Annotated in this window: 1 protein-coding gene; it reads left to right on the forward strand. The window is 64.6% G+C overall.

Annotation, left to right across the window (positions count from 1 at the left end):
• Positions 1-1,292: nucleotide sugar dehydrogenase (locus tag LNV23_RS23810; RefSeq protein ID WP_263565235.1), on the forward strand; the 1,292-nt coding region annotated here is incomplete at both ends.

Consider the following 1,292-nt stretch of genomic DNA (forward strand, 5'->3'; position numbering starts at 1 on the left):
ATGAAGATCAGCATTTTTGGATTGGGCTATGTGGGCGCGGTGTCGCTGGCCTGTTTGTCGCGAGACGGCCATGATGTGGTGGGCGTGGACATCGAGCCGGCCAAGCTGGACCTGATCAAGAACGGCAAGACGCCGGTGGTCGAGGAGGGCATGGTGGAGCTGATGGCGCAAGTCGCGGCCAGCGGCCATGTCAGCGTGACGACGGACGCGGTGCAAGCGGTGCTGAGCACTGAGATCTCGCTGGTCTGCGTGGGCACGCCCTCGGCGGCCAACGGCAGCCAGGACCAGGGCGCGGTGCTGCGCCTGGCCGAACAGATCGGTGAAGCGCTCAAGCAAAAGAGCGAGCCGCATGTGGTGGTGTTCCGCTCTACCCTGGTGCCGGGCACGGTGGAAGACGTGCTGCGCCCCATCATCGAGCGCGCCTCGGGCAAGCGCGACGGCGTGGACTTCCACCTGTGCTTCCAGCCCGAGTTCCTGCGCGAAGGCAGCTCCATCCGCGACTACGACAAGCCGCCCTTCACCATCGTCGGCGCCAACCACGATTACGCGGCCGAGCGGCTGCAAGCCTTGTTTGGCCATCTGCCCTGCAAATTCCTGAAGACCTCGGTGCGCGCGGCCGAGATGATGAAGTACTGCTGCAACAACTTCCACGCACTCAAGATCACCTTCGCCAACGAAACCGCGCGCCTGTGCGGCGCTTTGGGTGTGGACGCCTTCGAAGTGATGGACCTGGTCTGCCAGGACACGCAGCTCAACATTTCCAAGGCCTATCTGAAGCCTGGCTTCGCCTTCGGCGGTTCCTGCCTGCCCAAGGACCTGCGCGCGACCACCTACCTGGCCAAGACGCACGATCTGGAACTGCCCATGCTCTCGGGCATCCTGACCTCCAACCGCCAGCACCTGGACCAAGCGCTGGACAAGCTGCTGGCCCTGGGCAAGCGCAAGATCGGCTTCATCGGCCTGTCCTTCAAGACCGGCACGGACGATCTGCGCGAAAGCCCGCTGGTGACCTTGGCCGAGCAGTTGATCGGCAAGGGCATGCAGCTGTCGATTTATGACCCCGAGGTGCATCTGGCCAGCCTGCTGGGCGCGAACCGCAGCTTTGTGCAGAAGCACCTGCCGCACATCGGCGAGATGCTCAAGGGTGATCTGGCCGAGGTGGTGCAGGACAGCGAGGTGCTGGTGATGGGCCTGTCGGGCGCGGAGATCGCGGCGCAGGTGGCCGGGCTGGCGCGCGCCGACCAGGACCTGCTGGACCTGGTGAACCTGCCCAACAAGGCGGACTTCAAGGC

This window comes from Kinneretia sp. DJ1R-11 (genome assembly GCF_025717595.1).
Classification (GTDB): domain Bacteria; phylum Pseudomonadota; class Gammaproteobacteria; order Burkholderiales; family Burkholderiaceae_C; genus Paucibacter_A.